This is a genomic window from Vibrio echinoideorum (assembly GCF_024347455.1).
Classification (GTDB): Bacteria; Pseudomonadota; Gammaproteobacteria; order Enterobacterales; family Vibrionaceae; genus Vibrio; species Vibrio echinoideorum.
Genome location: NZ_AP025484.1, coordinates 1,081,309 through 1,096,113, shown reverse-complemented (window position 1 = coordinate 1,096,113; position 14,805 = coordinate 1,081,309). Strand labels below are relative to the sequence as shown.

General features: G+C 44.2%; 13 protein-coding genes. 9 read left to right on the top strand and 4 right to left on the bottom strand.

What is annotated here, in order from left to right; all coding sequences use genetic code 11:
- Window positions 1–62: 62 nt before the first annotated feature.
- Window positions 63–1,469, bottom strand: a complete 1,407-nt coding sequence (gene clcA / locus OCV36_RS21110; RefSeq protein WP_017076076.1) for a H(+)/Cl(-) exchange transporter ClcA — start codon at window positions 1,467–1,469, stop codon at window positions 63–65.
- 747 nt (window positions 1,470–2,216) lie between these two features.
- On the opposite strand from clcA, the gene OCV36_RS21105 reads away from it, so the two are divergent.
- The 3 genes from OCV36_RS21105 (at window position 2,217) to OCV36_RS21095 (ending at window position 5,494) form a co-directional block, all read left to right on the top strand.
- A complete protein-coding gene (locus tag OCV36_RS21105; protein WP_135455159.1) occupies window positions 2,217–3,200 on the top strand; it encodes a CobW family GTP-binding protein in 984 nt (327 codons plus the stop codon).
- A gap of 181 nt (window positions 3,201–3,381) precedes the next feature.
- Entirely contained in the window at window positions 3,382–4,668 is a 1,287-nt protein-coding gene (locus OCV36_RS21100) for a DEAD/DEAH box helicase (RefSeq protein ID WP_054545580.1), read from the top strand.
- Window positions 4,669–4,873: 205 nt separating this feature from the next.
- Window positions 4,874–5,494: a LysE family translocator gene (locus OCV36_RS21095; RefSeq protein ID WP_017076073.1), complete on the top strand. Its 621-nt coding sequence runs from the start codon at window positions 4,874–4,876 to the stop codon at window positions 5,492–5,494.
- A gap of 243 nt (window positions 5,495–5,737) precedes the next feature.
- Here the strand turns inward: OCV36_RS21095 and OCV36_RS21090 are convergent, their stop codons facing one another.
- Window positions 5,738–7,774, bottom strand: coding sequence for a PhoX family protein (locus OCV36_RS21090; RefSeq protein ID WP_135455157.1), 2,037 nt, complete (start codon window positions 7,772–7,774; stop codon window positions 5,738–5,740).
- 254 nt (window positions 7,775–8,028) lie between these two features.
- On the opposite strand from OCV36_RS21090, the gene OCV36_RS21085 reads away from it, so the two are divergent.
- From OCV36_RS21085 to OCV36_RS21065, 5 genes are all read left to right on the top strand, one after another.
- Window positions 8,029–8,370, top strand: coding sequence for a YggL 50S ribosome-binding family protein (locus tag OCV36_RS21085; RefSeq protein WP_135455155.1), 342 nt, complete (start codon window positions 8,029–8,031; stop codon window positions 8,368–8,370).
- Between the two features lie 373 nt (window positions 8,371–8,743).
- Entirely contained in the window at window positions 8,744–9,427 is a 684-nt protein-coding gene (locus OCV36_RS21080) for a spondin domain-containing protein (protein WP_135455153.1), read from the top strand.
- Between the two features lie 9 nt (window positions 9,428–9,436).
- The gene (locus OCV36_RS21075) at window positions 9,437–10,117 is read left to right on the top strand and encodes a spondin domain-containing protein (RefSeq protein ID WP_135455151.1); all 681 of its coding nucleotides are present in this window, start codon (window positions 9,437–9,439) and stop codon (window positions 10,115–10,117) included.
- Between the two features lie 89 nt (window positions 10,118–10,206).
- A complete protein-coding gene (locus OCV36_RS21070) occupies window positions 10,207–10,938 on the top strand; it encodes a response regulator transcription factor (protein WP_135455149.1) in 732 nt (243 codons plus the stop codon).
- A gap of 66 nt (window positions 10,939–11,004) precedes the next feature.
- Window positions 11,005–12,378: a sensor histidine kinase gene (locus tag OCV36_RS21065; protein WP_135455147.1), complete on the top strand. Its 1,374-nt coding sequence runs from the start codon at window positions 11,005–11,007 to the stop codon at window positions 12,376–12,378.
- Between the two features lie 152 nt (window positions 12,379–12,530).
- On the opposite strand, the gene OCV36_RS21060 is transcribed toward OCV36_RS21065, so the two are convergent.
- Window positions 12,531–13,016 (bottom strand): exoribonuclease R, encoded by a 486-nt coding sequence (locus OCV36_RS21060; protein WP_081279987.1) that lies wholly within the window; start codon window positions 13,014–13,016, stop codon window positions 12,531–12,533.
- Window positions 13,017–13,153: 137 nt separating this feature from the next.
- Window positions 13,154–14,083 carry a DMT family transporter gene (locus OCV36_RS21055; RefSeq protein WP_135455366.1) on the bottom strand — a complete coding sequence of 310 codons (930 nt, stop codon included), beginning with the start codon at window positions 14,081–14,083 and terminating at the stop codon, window positions 13,154–13,156.
- A 149-nt stretch (window positions 14,084–14,232) separates the two neighbouring features.
- Here OCV36_RS21055 and OCV36_RS21050 point away from each other — a divergent pair, with 149 nt between their 5' ends.
- Entirely contained in the window at window positions 14,233–14,691 is a 459-nt protein-coding gene (locus OCV36_RS21050) for an Lrp/AsnC family transcriptional regulator (RefSeq protein ID WP_017076065.1), read from the top strand.
- Window positions 14,692–14,805: the final 114 nt, after the last annotated feature.

Here is a 14,805-nt window from a genome sequence, read left to right as displayed (position 1 = left end):
TATTTGTAATTAACTCACTTTTCGTACAGACGTACTACAGGAATTCCATACATTCAAAGTAGTTAACGTACTTCCTCTTGCTGAGGAAGATCTTGTTGTCGTAGCTTTTCGTTCTTAAGCGTACGATTCAACAACTGACTGTAAATCGGCTGACCGCCTAGCATTTGAGCAATGATAACTGCCCCTAAGCAAGTGATGATCAACGGTAGAATGAGATAGTAGTTATTGGTCATTTCAATAACCAATAATATGCCTGTAATGGGTGCTCGAACAGTCGCAGCAAACAAAGCTCCCATACCAGCAATTGCAAACATACCTGGTTCAATATTCAGCTCAGGAAAGAATGCAGCGGCAATAAGCCCAAAGGCGTAACCAAAGAGCGTACCTAGTGCGAGCATTGGCGCAAAGATACCGCCGGGAGCGCCAGAACCGAAACAGAGTAGTGTGGTGAGGACTCGTCCTAGAAAGATCAGCAATAATACGTTTGCGCTGTAACCTCCGTTAGTGATGTTAGGGATGATACCAATACCACCGCCGGTCAATTCCGGTATATAAAGCAGCAACAAGCCAAAGCAACCACCCAGCAGGGCGCCAGTGATTAAGTAGCGTTTGCGATCATTTTTGTGTATTGCGACAAACAGGTCTTGTGAGAGCGTAATCAGTTTATTGAAAATCACACCAAACAGGCCGAACAACACACCCAATAACAAGAACAGCCAAAGCGAGTTCAGTTCTGGTGGTTGATATTGGGGCATGGTGATAACAGCAGATTGGCCGTTGATTGAACGAAAAACAATATTGGCTGAAATAGCAGAGATGATCACGGCTTTGATTGAAATCAGGGAGTAGCGAAATTGTGGTCTCATCTCCTCGACCACAAACATGATCCCGGCCAAAGGTGCGTTGAATGCGGCGGCTAAACCACCAGCGGCACCTGAAGCTAACAGTGAGTGTCGAGTATCATCATCTTTAACTCGAAAAATATCTGTGACCATACGACCGATACTGCCGCCCATTTGAACGGTCGGCCCTTCACGGCCTAGCACCATACCTGAGCCCAACGCACCCATACCGCCAAAGAACTTCACTGGTAGTACTCTCCACCATCGAACAGGGCGCATTCCGTCCATAGCACCTTCAATTTCAGGTATACCTGAACCTGCGGCTTCTGGCGCAAAGCGATGTACAAGGAAATATCCAATAAAGGCAAATGCAGCACTGATAATGAAAGCGGCTAACCAAAGAGGGACAAAATTGGTGATTTCATCTTTCAACCAGTCAGTACGAGTTTCTGAAATGAAATGGACCGCAACTTCGAAATAGGTACCAACAACACCAGCAAGTACGCCAACGATACAAGAAAGAAAGAGAACAGAAGCGGGTGTTTTGTCTCTTGAGAGAAATTGATTGATAGCATCCCTTGGCATTTTTGCTAGCAAGGACTGCTTAATTTTCTCTCTTCTGGTCATTGAGGCTAGGTTCCTGAGTCGTTAAAGGAGGGCTGTACTGAATTATACGCCTCCTATACATATCCTATAGCAATAAAGATGAAAAGTTGATTTTCATTTATGGAATATACTCATTTCATAAATGGAATCTATGGACAATAGTGGAATCACTGTCACAATTTTGATCGAATATCTGGGGGCAGCTTGAATATCCCCAAAAATGAACCATAGTTAAATCGTAAAGCAACATAACAAACCGCAAGGAGAAGTGAGGTTTTACACACAATTTGGATGGATTCAGAAACAAAGTTTTAGTTCCTCGTTAATTGTTCAGGTCGATATTTAAGGCTTCCTGATTCGCGAACTCACGATTGAGTAACGAGGGTGAGGCGTACTGATAAAGTACGCCTTTAGTTCGTTTGGAGCATCCAACTTTCTCATCTACCTCTCTATTTACTTATCTATTTCCCCTCTATTTATCTCTACTCTTATCTCTTCTGATTATATCTGCGCCATATCTCTATTAATGAATCTCAGTGTAATACCAATCGTAGTAAATAACTGGTCACCCTAGCTGGTTAAAACGCTCGATAACTGCGTTATAATTTTTTATTGTAGAATAACTACTTATCAAAAAATTACGCCTTGTTCTCAAGCATTTTTCCTGCGCTATTTCTGATCACTTACTTACTGTGATTGGTATAAACAATCGATTGGGGTCAACTTTTCGGTGATTGAGTATATACTCCCTGAAAAAGGAGAACTGATATGACCAAAAAAGTTCCTACAAACATAATTACGGGTTTTCTGGGTGTCGGTAAGACGACCGCTATTTTGAACCTACTAAAAAACAAACCTGAGAATGAAAACTGGGCTGTTCTGGTTAATGAATTCGGGGAAATCGGCATTGATGGCGCATTGATGACAGATCAAGGCGCTTTGATTAAAGAAGTGCCGGGTGGTTGCATGTGTTGTACTGCAGGTGTCCCTATGTCGGTAGGCATCAATGCTTTGCTGCGCCAAAAGCCAGATCGTTTATTGATTGAGCCGACAGGGCTTGGTCATCCCAAACAGGTTATTGCTACGCTGACTTCAGAACAGTACACACCGTATGTTGATTTAAAAGCGACGCTAGGCTTGGTTGACCCAAGAAACCTATCTAACGAAAAGTACACGTCTAATCAGAACTTTAATGATCAGCTAGACAGTGCCGATGTGATTTTAGGAACCAAGGTCGATTTAGTGCATTCTGAAGATATCGATGTATTCAATGACTGGGTAACTAACCAATCACCATCAAAGGTATTTCATAAGTTAATCCATGACGGTGAAGTACCCTTAGAAGTCTTAGATATTGAAAGGGTACATGGCAGTGCTTCGTCTAACATTGAGTCGCACCATCATGATCACGCTGAGCAAGAGCCTCAATTCCAACTTCCTCCCGGTGAAGCTTTCATCCGAAAAGAGAACAAAGGACAAGGCTACTTTAGTTGTGGTTGGCTATTTGGCGCAGAGCATAAATTTGATTTTGATGAGCTATTCTCTATGTTGTCGGATCTAACGGCTGAGCGTGTAAAAGCGGTGGTGAATACTGACCAAGGTTGTTACGCGTTTAACGTGGCGAATCAAGTCGTATCAGTGAATGAAATCACACTTGATGGCTTCGAATCTAGACTTGAAGTGATTGACTCACAACAGATGCCTTGGGCTGAGCTCGAACAGATTTTGCTCAAGCTGTGTGGTATCAAATAGCTCAATTATCCTGTTTGATACGATGATTCTGGTGTTTGCTTCGCGGATGGTGAAGTAAACACCAGATTAAATGAGAAAGTTTGCGTTATATCACGATAAATGTGAGATAAATCACTCTAATTACTTTATAGTGCTCGGCTGAAATAAGAATGTAGGCTGTCTGCTTAAGGAACCCGTAACAATGTCATTTTCTTCTCAAGGTTTTGCTCCTGAATTAGTCAAAGCGTTGACTGAGTGTGGTTATGAAAAACTCACTCCAATTCAACAAAAAGCGATTCCAATGGCTCGTAAAGGCCATGATATTTTTGCTACTGCTCAAACCGGTACGGGTAAAACAGCGGCATTCTCATTGCCTGTTATTCAGAGCCTTTTGAATAGCGGTAAAAAAGCATCTCGTGGTACGGCTCGTGGCCTAATTCTTGCGCCAACTCGTGAGCTAGCTGCGCAGATCGCTCAAAACATTAAAGACTACGTTAAATACACTGAACTGAGCGTTTCTGCGGTTTACGGTGGTAACAAGATGTCTTCACAAGTTCGTCAATTAGAACTGGGTGTTGATATTTTGGTTGCAACACCAGGCCGTTTAGAAGAGCACTTAGAAGCGGGTAACGTGTCTATTGCTAACCTAGAATTCCTAGTATTCGATGAAGCTGACCGTATCCTTGATATGGGCTTTATCAATGCTGTTCGTAAGATCATGCTAGATGTAGAAACGTCTCCACAAATCATGATGTTCTCGGCAACCACTTCTACTCAGTTAAATCAATTGTCTGTTGATATTTTACGTAAACCAAAACGTATTAGTGTTGAGCGTGAAAACTCAACGGCTGCTACTGTCGGTCACGTGGTTTACCCAGTAGATCAAGAGCGTAAAACAGAACTGCTTTCTGAGCTTATTGGCCGTAAAAACTGGCGCCAAGTTCTTGTATTCGTGAACTACAAAGAAACAGCGAATGATGTGGTAAAAGAGCTTAAGCTAGACGGCATCAAAGCAGTACTTTGTCACGGTGATAAAGCGCAAAGCGCTCGTCGTCGTGCTCTGGATGACTTTAAAGAAGGCAGAGCGCGCGTAATGGTAGCAACCGACGTTGCGGCTCGTGGTCTTGATATCGAAGACTTACCACACGTAATTAACTACGACATGCCTTTCCTAGCGGAAGATTACGTTCACCGTATTGGCCGTACAGGTCGTGCTGGTAAACAAGGTCATGCGATTTCTTTCGTTAACCGCGAAGAAGAGCTGACTGTTGTTCAAGTTGAAACACTGATCCAACAACGTATTCGCCGTGTCGAACAACCAGGTTATGAACCGAAGAAACGTGATGCTTACATCGAGAAGTTGAACACAAAATCGGCTTACAAAAACCGTCAGGGTCGCAAGAACAACGCGAGCGAAGAGCCTCAAGATCAAGCAAGCGCTGAACGTCGTTTGACTATGATGAAACGAATTAAAAACCGTCGTAAGTAATTACGGTTGGTGATTGAAAAGAGCCACGGTGATGTGGCTCTTTTTGTTTTAACACTGTTCTGTTTATAAAAGCTCTTGGTATAAATAAACCTAATTCAGTAGCGAACTCTAATGTGTGTTGATTCAATAATCAGCGCTCTCAGACAGTACTTAAATTTTGGGTAACTTCAGTTATCAGATAACACTAAGCCAGTAAGGTAATGATATGGATAGCGCACTACTTTGGGCTTTTATTCCCACGTTCTTCTTTGTTTCAATCACGCCTGGTATGTGTATGACCTTGGCTTTGACACTAGGAATGAGTGTGGGGTATAAGCGCACATTATGGATGATGATTGGTGAACTGGCCGGTGTCGCTGTAGTTTCTATTGCCGCGGTATTAGGTATTGCTTCTATTATGCTTAACTACCCGTGGCTATTTACGGTCTTTAAGTTTGTGGGTGCAAGCTACTTGTTCTATTTGGGTGTTCAGATGTGGCGTTCAAGAGGCAAGTTGGCGATCAGTACTGATAATCAAACAACCAAAGTCAGTAATGATTGGGATTTGGTGGTGCAAGGTTTCGTGACGGCAATCGCTAACCCGAAAGGTTGGGCGTTCATGATTTCATTACTGCCTCCTTTCATTAATAGCAATGTCGATTTAGCGCCTCAGTTGTTCATTCTAGTGTCTATTATTCTGGTTTCTGAATTTGTCTGCATGACCTTGTACGCGACAGGTGGTAAGAGCCTAAAACATATGCTGGGTAAAGCCGACAACGTCAAGTTGATGAACCGTATCGCAGGTACGCTGATGATGGGCGTTGGTGTGTGGTTGTTCGTGAGTTAATTCTGGTTAGCGATAACGAGTACAGCTCCTCGACTCAGTCATTCCTCCTTCTCGAGGATGACGGAAGGTACGTTGGGGTGAAGAGCAGTTTACGAAGCCGCAGATCATTAGTTGAATCAAAAAGCGTATAGGATTTAAAAAGAGCGATAGGGCATTTGGCCTTATCGCTCTTTTTGATTTTACTTAGCTAGCGAACAGAAACTAGATAACAGTAAGGTTGCTGATCTTAGCTAGATTTGCTTATTAAACCGCGATTTCACCGCCGTCTTCACGACGAATCACAACCGTAGATGCTCTTGGGCGAACTGAAATTCCTGGCGGAGTCTCTTCCGCTGCGTCTGCGCTGTATGGCCAGTTACCTGGGTGCTGAATGTTTACAAACAATGACTTGTAGTCTGGGCTGATGGTAAAGCCTGTTACTTCACAACCGTTAGGACCAACAAAGAAGCGCTTGAGTTGTGCTTGGTTCTCGGCACTAATGACTTCTTGAGTGCCACTTTCATCCGTTAGCTTTGATGGGACTACTGCTAGCATTTGATCATTGGTGTAGCCGGTCACTTCATCTGCACCGTTATCGGTTTGAATCCATAAGATGCCACGAGCATCAAACGCCAAACCGTCTGGGCTCGCGAATTGGTTCATGTCTGTTAAGCTTGATCGGTTCGTGTCCGCATCACCATTGGCTGGCGAACCGAAGACAAAGATATCCCAAGTAAAGTCTGTTGCGTCTTCCCCCTCATCCCAGCGAATCACATGACCAAATTTGTTGTTCAAACGTGGGTTTGCTGCGTTTGTTTCATCTGTGCGAGAAGTGTTGTTGGTTAGCGTTAGATATACAGAACCAGTGTATGGGTCTACTGTACACCACTCCGGACGATCCATTGGAGTGGCTCCAACAAGGTCGGCTGCACCTGCCGTGTTTAGGATAATTTCTGCTAACGAGTTAAAGTTGTCCGCCAGCGTACCCCCAGAAGCAGTTGTACTCTCTAACGTTAGCGGCAGCCAAGTACCAGTGCTGTCTTCGTTGAAGCGAGCCACGTACAGCGTACCTTCATCCATGTATTTATCACCGGTTGCCAAGCGGTTTGACGGATTTGCATCTGCTGGGTTCCAGTTAGCTGTTGATTCAAACTTATATAAGTACTCAAAGCGAGAATCGTGACCAGAGTAGAATACTACTGGTTGCCCCACTTTAAGCTGACCAAACGTACAACCTTCATGACGGAAACGACCTAGGGCAGTACGCTTTTTGGCACGAGAATTTTGCGTATATGGGTCAATTTCAACAATATAACCGTGACCATTTGCTTCGTTGCGGTAATCGTCGATTGAGCTTGTGCCCGTAGGCTCTACGTTAAAGCGAGTAAATTCATCCAAACGTTCTTCTGCATTACCTGCCAAAGTTTCCCATAAGTAACGTGTGTTTTTATCATCGATGCCAATACGGTCTTGTTCTTCAGTACGAACGCCAGTATTCACAAAGTACCCCGGCCAGTTTTCTTCACACGTTAGATAAGTGCCCCAAGGAGTAAAGCCGTTACCGCAATTGTTTAATGTACCGCGTGCTTGGCTGCCATCTTGTGAGAAGCGCGTTACTGTTAGTTCCGTGTTCGCAACAGGACCTGAGAGATCCATTACGGTTGCACCAGTATAACGGCGGTTGAGTGGATCAGTATCGACCAGCTTCCACATATTGTCTTCAAGTTGAATTCGAACGACAGATACACCATGCGCGTTAATTTCTTTACGAACTTCATCGGTGATAGTACGAACACCACCCACAATCGTTGGGCCACTTGGGTGCAGTGCTGAAGTGTCTATATACTCATGGTTAATACACAGCAAGCCATCAGTATCGCTGTCGTTTAACGAGAAAAAGTGCATGCCGTCGTGGTGCATACCAAGCGCGTTGAGTTGATCTGTACTTGTATTACTTCCGTCGTCCTTCCATGAACTGCCTTGCGCGTTTAGAGGCGTTCCCCATGGAACTAAAACTTGTGCAACATACCCTTGTGGAACGGAAACTGCGTCGGTAAGTGAGCCTGGGATCGAATCGAAATTCAGTACTGCATTTGAGACGCCAGAACCATTACCTACAGAAGTGTTTGGGCTAGAAGAGTTGCACCCAGAAAGCCCAAATGCACCAAAGGCCGTCATAGCACTGATGCCTAAACCGCCTTTCAATACATTTCTTCTTGAAAGGTTCGCGTCTAGGACTTCGTCGAAGGGTTTGTTTTTGCTCTTGTTGAAACGAGTGCTATTAAATGTTTCCTTGCTCATTGTTACTGCTTCCTGTTGGCTGTATTTATTATTAGTTGTTCATGAGTAACCCGGCTATCAGCGAATAAGTTAATAACCTGGGTCAATGTGTGACTAATCGTGAAGCAGTTAAGTGACAGATTGTTATGGTTTTGATTAAGGTTTTGTTTCTGTAGCACGACTTTTGCCATTAAGCGTCTCGTGTAATACAAAACTCTTGGGGATCAGCAAGGAACTGTGTATAAATGCTTTATCAAACGAAAAGAGAGACAGTTATGAAATTAGATAAAATCGAAAACAAAAACCGCCGCCTACGCAAGAAGTTATACCTAGGTGAATTCGCTATTCTAGGTTTTGAAGTAAGCTGCACGACTTCGATTGCTGATTTTGACCAATACGATGTGTTCATCGATGAATTTATCGATTTTATCGACAACATCGGCCTGTGCTTTGGTGGCGGTGGTTTAGAGTTATTCGAAGGTTTCTTATGTTCTATTGAGCGCTACCGTTCAGTGACAGAAGCTGAGCAACTGCAAGTTGCACAATGGCTTGAAGCTCGCACAGAAGTAAGCAAAGTTGAAGTAAGCGAACTTGTTGACGCAAACTACGCATTCTAAGTAGGTGGTGTTAGCTCAGTTGAAGGCGAATAGAGCTTTCCTGAGATAACTTTGCCCATCAGATGAAAGGCCCAGTCGATATATCGATTGGGCCTTTTTACGTTTGGTCAGCGCTATTATTCATCCATGAATTCTTCTATACCTCTCTCTTCTAGAATGAGAGTTCTATTTAAATATCAGCTTCTTATGCCTAATTTTCTGGGTAATAATAAATTTGTGAGACTTTTATGAGAATTCAAGGAAGTTGCTGATAGATTTGATCGCCATTCTTAGAGTTAACAACACCACAGTTCGTGGCTGGAAGATGTAACGAGTATATCGTTGTTATTCGTTTTTCTGGCAACGATAGGACTCGATAAAGGATGGAATCAAAATGAATAAACGTACTCAAATCAGCTTAGTGATCAGCTCAGCTATGTTGGCCTTCGGAACGGCTCAGGTTCAGGCTGCAGAGCTTGAGGTAACGGTCACCAACGCAACGAAAGGGATCTACTTTACGCCTATCTTGGCAGCAGCCCACGATTCAAGCTTATATATGTTTCGAACGGGTGAAGCCGCTTCTGCGGAATTAGAAGCTATGGCAGAAGGCGGCGCTATTTCAGGCCTATCTAGCTTAATTGCTAATGCGGGTGGTGTAGTGGTAGAGGACCCTGCGACAGGTATTCTTGATCCAGGTGTTGCAACGACATTCGATATTGATACTGGCAACTTAGCTTACCTGTCGCTAGGCGCAATGCTATTACCGACTAATGATGGTTTTGTGGGTTTAGACAGCTGGAAGATCCCAACCCAAGCTGGCACCTACAAAGCGACGCTCAACGGTTATGACGCGGGTACTGAAGCAAATGATGAACTGGCAGGCAGTATGCCTAACCCTCCATTCATCACCTTTGGTGCTGGTGGTACGGGAGTAGAAACCGCGGTGTCTAACGCCAAAGTTCATATTCATCCGGGTAACATTGGTGATAGTGATGTTGCGGGCGGAATCAGTGACCTCGATAGCGGCAGCCATCGTTGGTTAAACCCTGTTGCAACCATCACTATTGTTGTGAAGTAAGGGGGATGTATGAAAGCTAGAATTTTGTTTATCGCTGCATCTGTCGCCGTATTAGCGGGTTGTCCTGACGATGACGACGATTACTATCGATACGATGTGAGCGTGATTAACCTAACGCCTAACCAACCTATGTCGCCACTCGCGGTATTGACTCACAATAACAGCTTCAATCTGTTTGAAATCGGGCAAAGTGCCTCGGTCGATCTTGAATACTTAGCGGAAGGTGGCAGCAATGCTCAATTGCTGGCACTAAGCGACAGTGATGCCAATGTTTATCAAGGCATCTCTGGCAATGGTTTGATTCTTTCAGGTGAAAGCGACACTGTTTCAATCCGTGTCGATCCTAACCAAGAAGACTACCTCTCCGTCGCTTCAATGTTGGTGAACACTAATGATGCGTTTGTTGGTGAATCCGGTTTGTCGCTCAAGTCATTAGCCGTGGGTGATACCTTCGTCATGAACATGAATGTTTGGGATTCGGGGACTGAGCTGAACGACGAGCTTGCTGCGACTATTCCGGGGCCTGCCGGTGGTGGTGAAGGCTTTAACACTACAAGAAATGACACTGACGTAGTGAGCTTCCATGCAGGCGTAATAAGCCAAGATGATGGCCTGACGACGTCGGCATTAAGTGGTAACCATCGCTTCCTTAACCCAGGCGCAAGAATCACTATTACTCGAACTGAGTAGCTGATTAACTGAGTTAAAGCTGTAATGAAAGAATTCCTGCTCTGTTCCGGTCAATCTTAGGTAGGCGGACTCCGAATAGAGCAGGGATCATGAATAGTGCTGCGGTAAATTTGATGGTAAACATATTGTTGGTCGAAAACGATGATGACTTGGCAGAACTGGTGCAAATGCATCTCAAGTTCCAAGGTCATGATGTAACAAGAACCAACTCAATTGATAAAGCTAACGCGTTGTACAGTAATGATCAGTTTGATTTGGTTGTACTTGACCGAGGCTTGCCTGATGGAGATGGGCTCGATTTTTGTCGAATGTTACGTCAGCAAGAAGACTGGACACCTGTATTGATGCTAACGGCAAGAGATGCTGAGCTAGACAAGGTGTCGGGTTTAGAAGCTGGTGTCGATGATTACATCACTAAACCATTTAGCGTGCTGGAGTTTCAAGCTCGCGTGAGGAACGTACTACGCCGTCTAAACCATGTTGAATCAACCGGCCAGTCTACCTCAACAATAGAATCGATTATGAGTTTTGGTGGGCTCACCATCCAACCTGAGCGCCATCAGGTTTCACTTAACAACCAAGATGTCCCGTTGACTGCAACAGAATTTACCTTACTTCACTTTTTAGCCACGCGCCCGGGGCGTGTGTATAGCAAAGACGAGTTGCTCGATCATGTTTGGAATACTCATCACTCTGGCTACCACCACACTGTGTGTAGTACGGTAAACCGTCTAAGAACCAAGCTTGCCATGCCCAATAGCGATGACGATTTCATTAAAACCGTTTGGGGTGTTGGGTACAAGTTTGAATCGAAAGTATAGGTCTATGTGTCGCTTTCTAAGCTTATTAAAAAGCCAGTAAGACCTACGAGCCATAGAGGAGAGAACATGAGTTTTAAATCGCGTTTAGTATTGTTCACAAGTTTGTGGTTTCTGTTGGTGAGTGTGGTCATCGCCTACACTTATCATTGGCAAAAAGAGACCATAGAACAAAGAACCAAGCAGAGCTTACATAAAGATCTGGCCGTTCATATGCGTGATGATAATCCTCTCATGATTGGTACCGACTACAACCCCAAAGCACTCAAATCTATATTCCATACATTGATGTTGATAGGACCTGATTTCGACATCTATTTTCTTGATAGTCAGGGCAATATCACTACACATGCGGCGCCTGAAGGTACCCAATTATCGAGCCAAATCGATTTAGCGCCTATTCAACAGTTTTTAAACGACGAGCCATATCCCATTTTGGGCGAAGACCCGATCAATTCAGGCTCTGCTAAAGTATTTTCTGTAGCAGCGATTGAAGAGTTAGGTTCAACCGTGGGGTATTTGTATGTGGTGATTGGCAGTAATCGCCATACTGTAATCACCAACTCTCAGGTTGATACGCCATATATCGCGCTAGCAGGGCTTGTGCTGGTTTCTATCTTGGGCTTTGCGATTGGTGCGTATCTGTTAGTGAAACGCAGCTTGTTGAACCCAATAGAGGCGGTAACCAATAAATTGCAACAACAAGCTGAACAAGACTTTAGGTTAGAACCTAATTTCACACACCAAGTACCAGAATTAGTGCCCATCGCACGTTCTTATCAATTGATGGCGAAACACATTCAACAACAATTCTTGCAGCTTGAATACCAATCCTCGCATCGTAGACAAAGCTTATTACAGGTCAGTCACGATTTGAAAACGCCGCTTTCCAGTGTGCTTGGTTATTTAGAAACGTGGAAGATTCAAAATCCGCAATCGGATCCGTTGATCGACGTTGCTTACCGTAATGGTAACAAGTTGTCTGAACAGCTCCATTCACTACTCGATAGCGCCAAAAATGATAACCCTGTGCCGAGCTATCAGTATGCTTCGATTGATATCAATGTGTTGATGGGAGAGTGCTTAGAGACGATACAAAGCCAATACTTGCAGAAAAATGTTCAGATCAATATCGAAATACCAGATGGGATTAAGGCTCTAGGTGACAGTGTTCTGCTTGAGAGATTGATCTTGAATCTGTTAGATAATGCATTGAGGCATAGTCCAAGTGGAACGGTGGTATCGATGAATGTTGGTCTAGAAGCTGATTCAAAACGGGTGAAAGTGGTTATACACAATGAGATCGAGTTGGAAGCACCCAATGGATCGCTGGGTATTGGGACTAAAATCGCTCAGTCGATACTGATGTTGCATCACAGCGTGTTAGAAACAACAAAGGCAGAGAACTCATTTCAACAAAGTTTCTATTTGCCTTCGGTATAGCCCTGACTGCCTTCGGTTTAGTTCTATTTTCTTTCGATATCGTTCTACTTACCACCGTTCTAGGGGATAGGCGAGTTGTTCCTTGAGTAACGAACAACTCGTTGAGCAGCTTTTAAGTTGAGAAGTTGAGATGCTTTTAAGTTGAAGGGACTTTATGCGTCTTTTTTGTCTTCGTTGCCTTCATTTACTTCAGCATAGAAGTGCAGCAACTCTGTTAGTTCTTTTACCCAACCAAATGCTTCTGTCGGTGCTTTCAACAAAATTTTCTCGACTTTGTCACAGTGAGTTTCAAGGCTGATCGCTTGCTCAAGGTTGAACGACATTGCATAGAAGTGCCAAAGCAATAGGCGAGTCATACGCTCGATGTTTTGTTGCGAGTTATCCGACTCACTAAACGCAAGATTCACTTCACTCAGCGCGATTGCAGTCATTCGAAGCATCGCATCAAACTTCGCTGATTGCATACGCTCTTCATTGGTCACTTCTTCCTGCTCGAACGTAAACAGTTCCGTCATTGCATCTTCAGGGACAAGGCGATGAATCATTCTTAAACTAAATTCTTCTAGTTCTTCACGAGGCATGTTGTTTAAGCAAGTTAAAGTGTAATCGCGTTGCATGGTGTTCTCTTGGATCTGCAAAAAGGTCGGACAGTTTAATGGAGAAGCGGGCTCAGAAAAAGGAGATTTTAGATAAGCCTACGTTTGTAGGCTTATCTGTGTACTACAAGCCCTAAAATTGATGTTTAGGGGAACTGTATTTAGGTTGGAACGCAGTATCAGGCTTTGCTATGGCTTGGCGGTTGATACTGCATAGACTGGTCGTTTCTCATGAAAATGTTGCTCGCGACCAAGCTGCCGATACATATGGAACCAAGCGCTAACCAAGTCATCGTATCCGGAATCTCGTTGAACAGTGGGATCGCCAACAACGTTGCAACGGCGGGTGTTGCACTGCCAAAAGCGGCTGAGCGCTCTGCCCCTAATGTATTAACAGCATAGAGATAAGTGAATGCCGCTATTAGGCCTGCGCCGACGCCTTGCACCGCTGAATGCACGGCAAGCTCTGTGACTGGCCATTGAGCAATTGGTGTGCTCATTAAATGGCTAGGGAGGGTTCCTGTAAGGATAAGAACCAGCAACAGCAAAGTGGAACAAAATGAAATGAAACTCGCACTCACAAGCGCATTAAGATTGGCAACACGTGCTGAGATGGTAAAAGTTGCCCACATTAAGCTGCCACACAAAAACAACAAGTGACCTTTGGTGTATTCAAAGTTGAAGCTGCTTAAGCTATTTCCTAGAAACAACAATATCCCGAGTAAAACAAGACCTAAACCAACGACACGGTGTCGGCTAAGCGGTTGTTTAAAAAGGAGTACCGCGATTCCTGTTACGAACAGAGGAAGCGTTCCCGGAACCAAAGCACTGCCATGTGATACCGGAACAAACTGCATGGCTGTCCCAGCAACGAGTAAATAAGGCAACCCACACCCCACAAACATACCGGCCAAGTATCGATTCGGGACAGCAGCGATCGTGCTGCGTGCTTTCCACACCAAAGGTAATAGCACCAATGCAGGGATGAGGAATCGAGTCAGTGCTATGTCTGCAGGTGTTAAGTCTGAATTTGCGCCGCCTTTAAGAGAAAGGAAAAAGCTCGCCCAGATGAGCAGAGTGACAGTAATAGATAGATAGCCAAGCTTCATAATAAACAAGGAAAGTGGATGATGCCTCATTATGGGGTACTTGGTGTGCCACAGGTTGGCAAGTTTTGTTCTAACTTGAGTCATGGTTGACGATTTCTGCTAATATTTTCCTAATTGTTAATGAATTTAACCAATGATCGGTATTTACTATGGATAGGATTGATAGACATCTTCTTGAGTTGCTTCAGAAAGACGGCAGGCTAACCACGGCTGAGCTAGCTGATGAGGTTGGCTTATCGGCTTCACCGTGCGCAAGGCGCATTAAAAGGCTAGAAGAGAAAGGAATCATTGACGGTTATCGCGTGAGCTTGTCGCGAGAGCACGTTGGCATTGCGATGAGTGTGTTTGTTGAAGTGAGTTTAAACAACCATCAAGAAGTGTCGATCGATAAGTTTGAAGGCGCAATTGTAGATATGGAAGAGGTGATAAGTTGCCACGTGGTGTCTGGCGCTTATGATTATCTGTTGGAAGTTGTTAGCCCTAACCTTATGGCTTACGAAGCGTTTACCCGAAAGTTACAACGGCTCTCTAACGTAAAAGACATACATACTCACCTTGCTATAAGACAAGTGAAAGGCAATGCGCCGCTTCCCGTTTACATTGATTAAACTGAGAGGTTGGCATTAATGTATCGGTTTGGGTGAGCTGAAAACGAAATAGTTTAATCTCGAAAGAACAATGTGGTTGCTGTCAAAGATCGCTTACGAATTGAAAGACGTGCG

Bases quoted from the DNA above. Each gene is read 5' to 3' on its own strand.
- clcA (WP_017076076.1), bottom strand. From the start codon at position 1,469: ATGACCAGAAGAGAGAAAATTAAGCAGTCCTTGCTAGCAAAAATGCCA.
- OCV36_RS21105 (WP_135455159.1), top strand. From the start codon at position 2,217: ATGACCAAAAAAGTTCCTACAAACATAATTACGGGTTTTCTGGGTGTC.
- OCV36_RS21100 (WP_054545580.1), top strand. From the start codon at position 3,382: ATGTCATTTTCTTCTCAAGGTTTTGCTCCTGAATTAGTCAAAGCGTTG.
- OCV36_RS21095 (WP_017076073.1), top strand. From the start codon at position 4,874: ATGGATAGCGCACTACTTTGGGCTTTTATTCCCACGTTCTTCTTTGTT.
- OCV36_RS21090 (WP_135455157.1), bottom strand. From the start codon at position 7,774: ATGAGCAAGGAAACATTTAATAGCACTCGTTTCAACAAGAGCAAAAAC.
- OCV36_RS21085 (WP_135455155.1), top strand. From the start codon at position 8,029: ATGAAATTAGATAAAATCGAAAACAAAAACCGCCGCCTACGCAAGAAG.
- OCV36_RS21080 (WP_135455153.1), top strand. From the start codon at position 8,744: ATGAATAAACGTACTCAAATCAGCTTAGTGATCAGCTCAGCTATGTTG.
- OCV36_RS21075 (WP_135455151.1), top strand. From the start codon at position 9,437: ATGAAAGCTAGAATTTTGTTTATCGCTGCATCTGTCGCCGTATTAGCG.
- OCV36_RS21070 (WP_135455149.1), top strand. From the start codon at position 10,207: ATGAATAGTGCTGCGGTAAATTTGATGGTAAACATATTGTTGGTCGAA.
- OCV36_RS21065 (WP_135455147.1), top strand. From the start codon at position 11,005: ATGAGTTTTAAATCGCGTTTAGTATTGTTCACAAGTTTGTGGTTTCTG.
- OCV36_RS21055 (WP_135455366.1), bottom strand. From the start codon at position 14,083: ATGAAGCTTGGCTATCTATCTATTACTGTCACTCTGCTCATCTGGGCG.
- OCV36_RS21050 (WP_017076065.1), top strand. From the start codon at position 14,233: ATGGATAGGATTGATAGACATCTTCTTGAGTTGCTTCAGAAAGACGGC.